This is a genomic window from Nocardioides dubius, assembly GCF_039528155.1.
GTDB lineage: Bacteria > Actinomycetota > Actinomycetes > Propionibacteriales > Nocardioidaceae > Nocardioides > Nocardioides dubius.
Genome location: NZ_BAAALG010000011.1, coordinates 303,928 through 311,661, shown reverse-complemented (window position 1 = coordinate 311,661; position 7,734 = coordinate 303,928). Strand labels below are relative to the sequence as shown.

Sequence of the window (7,734 nt, the reverse complement as noted above, 5' to 3'; positions counted from 1 at the left end):
ATGCCTGGCTACGAACGCAGGTCGCGGTGGTCGACGCCACCCAAGGCGCCGATGCCGATCTCCGCATTGTGGGCGTGGGCGACGTGGTGCAGTCCGAAGGCGGCCTCGGTCCCGATCCGGAGTCCTTGGGCGTCCTCGGCGAGGTTCACCGCACGTTTGGCGAGGCTGAGCCCGAAGGCCGGCAGGGTGCTGATCCGCTCGGCCAGGCGGCGGGTGGTCGAGCTCAGCGCTGCCCGCGGCACCACGTGGTTGACCATGCCCAAGGCGTGCGCCCGTTCCGCCGAGATGGGATCGGCGGTGAACAGCAGCTCCTTGGCCGCGCGCGGGTTCGTGACCCAGGGGTGGGCGAAGTACTCCACTCCGGGGATGCCCATTCGCACGACCGGGTCGGCGAAGTAGGCGTCCTCGGAGGCGACGATGAAGTCGCACGCCCAAGCCAGCATCAGGCCGCCTGCGATGCAGGCGCCCTGCACCTCGGCGAGCATCGGCTTGGGCAGCTCGCGCCATCGTCGGCACATGCCCAGGTAGACCTCGCTCTCGCGCGCCATCCGGGCGTCGGCGCCGTCGCGCCCTACGTGGTCCCAGTGCATCACCGCGCGGCGCGGGAAGCTCTGGTCGGCGTCGCGCTCCGGAGTGCCGATGTCGTGTCCTGCGCTGAAGTGCTCGCCAGAGCCCTGAAGCACGATCACCTTGATCTCGGCGTCCTCGACGGCGCGCTGGAACGCGTCGTCGAGCGCGTAGGTCATCGCCGAGTTCTGGGCGTTGCGGTAGCGCGGGCGGTTCATCCGGACGTAGGCGATCCGGTCCTCGGTGCGGTAGGTGACCACGGGTTCGGTGGCGGACATCAGGCTCCCTTTCAAGGCTAATTCATCATGAGGAACTGTGGTACGTTGTGGCTCGGAACACAACTTGGGCTACTCAGAGTGAGGTTGCGATGAAAACTGCGAGGTCGTTTGCCGGGTCGGTCGGAAGTGCTGCGGAGCTGGGCCTTCCGGGCGAGGTCGACGTCGTCGTGGTCGGCTCCGGAGCATCGGGAATGGCGGCGGCCCTGAGCGCCGCGGTCGACGGGGCCTCCGTGCTGGTCCTGGAGTCGGAGAACCTGATCGGCGGCACCACCGCGATCTCCGGCGGCGCCGTCTGGGTGCCGAACCATCGCTTCTCCTACGGTGCGCTCGGCACCGACGACTCGCCGGAGGAGGCGCGCACCTACCTCCTGGGCCAAGGCCGCGACCAGACCCTCGATCACGACATCATCGACACCTTCATCGACCAGGCGCCCAAGGTCGCGCGCTTCGTGGAGGAACACACCTACCTGAGCTGGATCCCTGTCGCCTGGCCCGATTACACCTCCGACATCCAGGGCGCCTCGAGCTTCCGCTCCCTGTTCCCAGGTCCGTTCGCACCCTCGGTCCTCGGCGATGCGGCCGCACTTGTGCGCCCGCCCAAGAAGTCCGGCATGGCGCGCAATCCGCTTCCGCTGTGGCTGATCAACGGGATCCAGGGCGTCTGGATGGCCGGCTACGCGATGATCGGCTCCTTCCTCGAGGCCTGCCTGGTCAAGGGTGTCGACGTGCGCACCGAGGCTCGTGTCGTCCGGCTCGGCCGCAGTGATGCAGGTGTCGACGCCGTCGACGTCCAGACCGCCGCCGGCACCCGGAGCGTCGCGGTGCGCAAGGGCGTGGTGATCGCCACCGGTGGCTTCGAGGACTCCGACGAGCTGACCACTCGCCACCTCGGCAAACCGTTCCCGATCCAGGTGAGCCCTCGCGGCCATCGGGGCGACGCGCTGGCACTCGTCGAGGAGGTTGGTGCCGACCTCGTGGCGATCGACCAGGCTTGGTGGCAGCCGGGCATCCAGGTTCCCGGCGAGGAGCTCGATGGCCGCCCGATCAGCAGGCTGGTGCAGGGCGAGCGGGCGCTGCCGCACACGATCATGGTCAATGACGCTGGGGAGCGCTTCGCCAATGAAGCCGTGTCCTACAACGACCTCGGCGCGGTGATGCGCACCCCCGACGAGAACGGCGAGATGCCGAACTCGAGCGCCTGGATGATCTTCGACGAGTACTACCACCGCCGCTACAGCTTCCTCGGTGTCGAGCCGGGCGGCGAGTACCCTGCGAACGTCTACCAGGCCCCCACTCTCGAGGAGCTGGCCGCGAAGATCGGGGTGGACCCCGATGGCCTGGTGCGCACCGTCAAGGCCTACAACCCCGAGGCCGCCAAGGGGCGCGACCCCTGGTTCGGGCGCGGCACCTCCACCTTCGAACGCTTCTTCGGCGACCACAACCCTTTCCTGGGCAGGCTCTCGCTGAACGCCTGGGCGCCGACCTTCGCGGAGCGGATGCGCAAGCGGATCGCGAAGCTGATCGGCCCCGTGGCCGGCCTGGTGCTGGGTCGCGTGGCCCGCGCACGTCGCCCTGACCGGATGCGCAAGCAGTTGGTGCGCCCCCTGGTCACGCTGATGCGGCCGGCGCTGAAGAACCCCGCGACCGGCGCACTCGGTCCGATCGACAAGCCGCCCTACTTCGCGGTGCGCATCGAGACCAGCGCGATCGGCACCATCGGCGGCCCCCGCACCGACCACCAGGCGCGCGTCCTCGATGCCAGTGGCGCGGTGATCCCCGGGCTTTACGCGGCCGGCAACGCAGGCGGTGCGACCACCCAGGGCTTCTATGGCGGCGCCGGCGGCACGATCACGCTCGGCATGACCTTCGGCTACATCGCCGGGCGCGATGCCGCGTCCCGATGAGGGTCGGCCCGTTCCAGGTCCAGGCGCGCTCCGACCACGCACCGCTGACGGTGGAGGACTGGCGCCGGCGTGCGCGGCGCCGCCTGCCGCGGATGGTGTGGGAGTACGTGGAGAACGGCGCTGACGACGAGTCTGCGCTGCGTGGGAACCGGCAGGCGTTCGCCGCTTGGTCGTTGCGGCAACGTGCGCTCGCCGGGATCGCCGAGGTCGACCTCACCGCGAAGATCGCGGGTGAGGAGCTGAGCCTGCCCGTCGTGCTGGCGCCGACCGGGCTGATTGGCGCCGTGCACGGGCAGGGCGACCTCGCCGCGGCGCGTGCCGCTGAGCGGGCTGGCACCCGGCTGGTGCTGAGCACCGGCTCCAGCTACTCCATCGAGGAGGTCGCCCAGGCGACGTCGGCCGACCACTGGTTCCAGCTCTACCCGTGGGGTGATCGTGAGCTGACCGGGGGGCTGCTGGCTCGTGCGAGACGATCCGGCTACACCGCACTCTTCGTGACGGTCGATGTCCCGGTCGTCGGCAACCGGTTGGGGGAGCGCCGTCACGGTATGGGCATCCCTCCGGTGCTCACCCCGGGGCGGATGCTGTCTGCGGGCCTGCGACCTGCCTGGTCCGCGCGCTACCTGCGCCACCGCCGGGTTGCGCTGCGCAACCTGGTCGAGCCCGGCCAGAGCGCCCGGATGCTCGAGACGGCTCAGCGCCAGGCGGTCAACCTACGTCCGGACCTTGCCTGGTCCGACCTTGCCTGGATGCGGGATCAGTGGGCCGGTCCGATGTTCGTCAAGGGCATCCTCGACGCCGAGGACGCCGTGCGTGCTGCAGAGATCGGCGCCGACGGTGTCGTCGTCTCCAACCACGGTGGCAGGCAACTCGGCTCCGCGCCCGCCACGCTCGATGCGCTGCGCGAGGTGGTCGCCGCGGTCGGTGACCGCCTGGAGGTGCTCATGGACGGCGGCGTCCGCTGTGGCACCGACGTCGTCAAGGCTCTCGCGCTCGGCGCGAACGGCGTCCTGGTCGGACGACCCTACGTCTACGGCCTGGCGGGTGCGGGTGAGGCCGGGGTCGCCGACGTGCTTGCCATCTTCGAGGCCGAACTGCGGCGCACCCTGCATCTGATGGGAGTTCGAGCAGCGACCGACCTCGGCCGTGAGCATCTGTTGCCGGCTCGCTGAGGGCGCGCTGCAGCCTGATCCACCTACGGCCCACCGGCCGGGAGCGGAGCCGCCCCGGCCGGCAGGGCATTCTCAGTTGGTGTGCGCGATGTAGACGTCGCAGGGCGCGTGCTGGGCGACCGCGGCTGCGACGCTGCCGAGGACCCGGGCCAGGCCCTGGACGCGCTTGTTGCCGATCACGATGAGTGAGGCGCCGAGTCGTTCGGCCTCGGCCGTGAGGACCTCGGCGGGCCGGCCCTGGGCAGCGGTGCTGGTCACCGTCGTGATGCCGGCACCGAGTGCCTTCGCGGCGCGCGCCGCGATGTCAGCGGACTCCTTCGCGACGGAGACCTGCAGCGTGCTGTCGTCGAACTCGACCTCCGCAACCTGTTCGCGGGCGTAGGCGCAGACCACGTGCAGTGCCGCGCCGGTGGCGCGGGCCAGGTCGGCGGCCACGCCGGCTGCCTGCTCGGCGGGCTCGTTGCCGTCGACTCCGACGATGATGATGTTCGCCATGGCGTTCCTTCCGTCGAGGGCCGCGGGACCGGCCCGACTCGATGAATCTAGCAGTATGAATAACCTGGTTGTGGTGTTGCGGCGAGGCCGGTGGCTCAAGCGGTGAGCAGGATCTTCCCGGCGTGGTCGCTGGCCTCGAGCATCCGGTGCGCCTCCGCCGCCTCGGCGAGCGGCAGGCGGGCATGGATGATCGGCCGGATCCGGCCCGCGGCGACCAGGGGCCACACGCGCTCCTCGACCTCGCGGCAGATGGCGGCCTTCTCCTCGATCGGGCGTGGCCGCAGCGAGGTCGCGAGCACGGTGCCTCGCTTGGTGAGCAGCTTGCCGATGTTGAGCTCGCCGCGCGTCCCGCCCTGCATGCCGATGATCGCGAGCCGCCCGCCCATGGCCAGCGCGTCGACGTTGCGGCCCAGGTAGGAGCCGCCCATGTTATCCAAGATGACGTCGGCGCCGTGGCGGTCGGTGGCTGCACGCACGATCTCGACGAAGTCGTCCTCGCGGTAGTTGATCACGCCCTCCGCTCCGAGCTTGAGGCAGAGATCGGTCTTGCGCGAGCTGCCCGCGGTGGCGAAGACCCGTGCGCCGAGAGCGCTGGCGACCTGGATCGCGAAGGTGCCGATCCCGCCCGCGCCGCCGTGCACCAGGAAGATCTCGCCGCTGCGCAGGCCGGCGCCCATGAAGACGTTGGACCACACGGTTGCGGCCACCTCGGGGAGGGCGGCCGCCGAGGCGACGTCCACGCCGTCCGGCACGGCCATCACCTGACCTTGTGGGGCGATCACTCGGGTGGCGTAGCCGCCGCCGGCGAGCAGTGCGCACACCTCGTCGCCTGGTGCCCAGCGGGTGACGCCGTCGCCGACGGCAGCGACCACGCCGCTGCATTCGAGGCCGATGATGTCCGAGGCCCCAGGTGGGGGCGGATAGTAGCCCTGGCGTTGCAGGGTGTCGGCCCGGTTGACGGCGGTTGCGACCACGTCGATGGCCACCTCCCCGGGGCCGGGCTCGGGGGTGGGCAGATCCTGCAGAGCGAGGACGTCGGGCGTGCCTGGTTCAGATGCGATGACTGCTTTCACGAGGCGAGCATAGGTCGAAATAATTCGTCATGAGAAATCTTGACGGAGGGCGATTCTCTTGCCAGACTCTGTGGTCGGCGTCACGCAGGGCGACGTCATCTGCAACGGAGTGGATCTTCGAAAATGCCCCCAAGTCACAGCCATCGTTCGCGCTGGTCTCAGGCCGGCGATCTCGCCATCGAGGTGCCCGCGGTCATCGTCACGTTCGTGATGATGGTGCACGTCACCCTCAACGCGGTTCTGCGCAAGTACTTCGGCAGCCCGATCGACTACACGCTGGAGATCACGCAGTACTGGTACATGCCGATCCTCGCCTTCCTCGGCTTCATGGCCGCGCAGCGCCGGGGCCAGCACATCGCCGCCGACCTGATCTTCCAGATGCTGCCCACGGTGAGCCGGCGCTTCGTGCTCGCCTTCTTCTACCTGGTCGCGGCGGTGCTGGTTGCCGCACTGGCCAAGTTCGGCTGGGGCGAGGCGCAGTTCGCCCGGGAGATCGGCAAGCACGCGGGGATCACCCCGGTGCCTGCCTGGCAGCCCTACTACCTCGCACCGCTCGCCTTCGGCGTCATGACGCTGCAGTTCCTGCACGCCGCATACACCGCGATCCGCTTCGGGGTCGCTGAGGAGTCGATCGAGGAGGCCGAGCTCAACGAGTTCATCGGCACCGACGAGCCGACCGAAGCCAAGGAGGCCCTCCGATGACCACCGAAGTGTCCGAGCGTCCCGCACCCGCTGCCGCGGACGGACCCGCGCCGTCGATGGTGACCGGCCTGCGCTCCTGGTCGATCTTCAGCATCGGCCTCGGCACGGTCGCCGCCTGCACGATCGGCATGTTCCTGCCGCTCGTCCCCGAGGCGATCGGACTGCTCGGCTGCGTCATGATGCTGGCGCTCATCTTCCTGCGGATGCCGGTGGCACTCGCGATGATGATCCCCTCGCTGCTCGGGCTCTACGCGCTGCGTGGGACGATGCTGGTCGAGTCGACCATGGCCACCATGCCCTATGGCGAGACGGCGACCTGGTCGCTCAGCGTGATCCCGATGTTCGTGCTGATGGGCCTGCTGCTCTGGAAGGCCGGTCTCACCGACTCCATCTACTCTGCGGCACAGCGCTGGCTCGGCTGGGTGCCGGGCGGACTGGCCGTGGGCACCAACCTCGCCGGCGCCGGCCTCGCCTCCGTCAGCGGATCGTCGGTCGGGATGACCTACACGCTTGCCCGCATCGGCATCCCCGAGATGCTGAAGGCGGGCTACGACAAGCGCATGGCGATCGGTGCTGTGATCGTGGCCGGACTGCCCGGCCAGCTGATCCCGCCGAGCATCATGCTGGTGATCTATGCCGGCATCGCAGAGGTGCCGGTCGGTCCGCAGCTGATGGCCGGCATCGGCCCAGGCGTGCTGGTGGCCGTGATGTTCACGATCATGATCGTCGCGCTGGCGATCATGCGCCCTGCCTGGTCCGGCGCCGACACCCGGCTCGCGGTCCGGAGCGAGACCACCTGGCCCGACCGGTTCCGCTCGCTGCTCCCGATCTGGCCGCTCCCGGTGCTGGTCGCCCTGATCATCTGGGGCACGCTCTCGGGCACCTTCACGGCCACCGAGTCCGGCGCCTCCGCCGCACTGCTGTCCTTGCTGATCACCCTGTGGTGGCGCCGCAAGGACGGTCCGTTCCGGGCCGTCGCCGACGCCGCCGTGGCGACCATCAGCAGTGTCGGTGCCATCTTCTTCATGCTCATCGGCGTCGAGATGCTCTCCCGGATGATGGTCCTGACCGGGATCACCAACGGGTTCTCCGAGTGGGTCGAGTCGATGGACCTCAATCGCACCACCTTCCTGCTGATGATGCTGGTGGTCTACATCGTGCTGGGCACGTTCCTCGAGCCCCTGCCGATGCTGGTGCTCACCGTGCCGATCCTGATCCCGACGCTGGAGAACCTGGAGATCTCGTTGCTCTGGTTCGGAGTGTTCGCGGTCTTCATGGGAGAGCTCGCGGTGGTCTCGCCACCTGTCGGCATCTTGTCGTTCATCATCTACAGCATCGTCAAGGACCCCGAGGTCAACGGCGGTCAGCGGATCACGCTCGGCGACGTCTTCGTCGCCGCGGCCTGGTTCCTGCCGATGGCCATCATCGTCAGCCTGCTGCTCATCTTCTTCCCAGAGATAGCCACGACGATCCCCGATCTGACCAGCGGGTGAGGCGAGGCCGCCGTGACTCGGCCCGGCGCCCCGTCCCCGCACGCAACCAC

7 protein-coding genes are annotated in these 7,734 nt (G+C 69.1%); 4 read left to right on the top strand and 3 right to left on the bottom strand.

Going from position 1 to position 7,734, the window contains the following annotated elements; genetic code table 11:
• Positions 1-8: 8 nt before the first annotated feature.
• The gene (locus ABD151_RS14560) at positions 9-845 is read right to left on the bottom strand and encodes an enoyl-CoA hydratase (RefSeq protein ID WP_343995487.1); all 837 of its coding nucleotides are present in this window, start codon (positions 843-845) and stop codon (positions 9-11) included.
• An 89-nt stretch (positions 846-934) separates the two neighbouring features.
• Here ABD151_RS14560 and ABD151_RS14555 point away from each other — a divergent pair, with 89 nt between their 5' ends.
• Together ABD151_RS14555 and ABD151_RS14550 are read left to right on the top strand one after the other, a co-directional pair.
• A complete protein-coding gene (locus ABD151_RS14555; protein WP_343995486.1) occupies positions 935-2,749 on the top strand; it encodes an FAD-dependent oxidoreductase in 1,815 nt (604 codons plus the stop codon).
• Positions 2,746-3,921, top strand: coding sequence for an alpha-hydroxy acid oxidase (locus ABD151_RS14550; RefSeq protein WP_343995485.1), 1,176 nt, complete (start codon positions 2,746-2,748; stop codon positions 3,919-3,921). Before ABD151_RS14555 ends, ABD151_RS14550 begins: the two co-directional genes overlap by 4 nt.
• Positions 3,922-3,993: 72 nt before the next feature.
• Here ABD151_RS14550 and ABD151_RS14545 read toward each other — a convergent pair whose 3' ends face one another.
• Positions 3,994-4,416, bottom strand: a complete 423-nt coding sequence (locus tag ABD151_RS14545; RefSeq protein WP_343995484.1) for a universal stress protein — start codon at positions 4,414-4,416, stop codon at positions 3,994-3,996.
• 95 nt (positions 4,417-4,511) lie between these two features.
• Complete coding sequence (locus tag ABD151_RS14540; protein ID WP_343995483.1) at positions 4,512-5,489, bottom strand: NAD(P)H-quinone oxidoreductase; 978 nt, start codon at positions 5,487-5,489, stop codon at positions 4,512-4,514.
• Between the two features lie 183 nt (positions 5,490-5,672).
• Here ABD151_RS14540 and ABD151_RS14535 point away from each other — a divergent pair, with 183 nt between their 5' ends.
• Positions 5,673-6,191, top strand: a complete 519-nt coding sequence (locus tag ABD151_RS14535; RefSeq protein WP_343995482.1) for a TRAP transporter small permease — start codon at positions 5,673-5,675, stop codon at positions 6,189-6,191.
• On the top strand, positions 6,188-7,684 hold the full coding sequence (locus ABD151_RS14530; protein ID WP_343995481.1) for a TRAP transporter large permease: 1,497 nt from the start codon (positions 6,188-6,190) through the stop codon (positions 7,682-7,684). Before ABD151_RS14535 ends, ABD151_RS14530 begins: the two co-directional genes overlap by 4 nt.
• Positions 7,685-7,734 lie beyond the last annotated feature (50 nt).

What these genes read in the sequence shown, in the direction of transcription:
- ABD151_RS14550 (WP_343995485.1), top strand. Translation starts at nt 2,746, where the DNA reads ATGAGGGTCGGCCCGTTCCAGGTCCAGGCGCGCTCCGACCACGCACCG.
- ABD151_RS14560 (WP_343995487.1), bottom strand. Translation starts at nt 845, where the DNA reads ATGTCCGCCACCGAACCCGTGGTCACCTACCGCACCGAGGACCGGATC.
- ABD151_RS14555 (WP_343995486.1), top strand. Translation starts at nt 935, where the DNA reads ATGAAAACTGCGAGGTCGTTTGCCGGGTCGGTCGGAAGTGCTGCGGAG.
- ABD151_RS14530 (WP_343995481.1), top strand. Translation starts at nt 6,188, where the DNA reads ATGACCACCGAAGTGTCCGAGCGTCCCGCACCCGCTGCCGCGGACGGA.
- ABD151_RS14545 (WP_343995484.1), bottom strand. Translation starts at nt 4,416, where the DNA reads ATGGCGAACATCATCATCGTCGGAGTCGACGGCAACGAGCCCGCCGAG.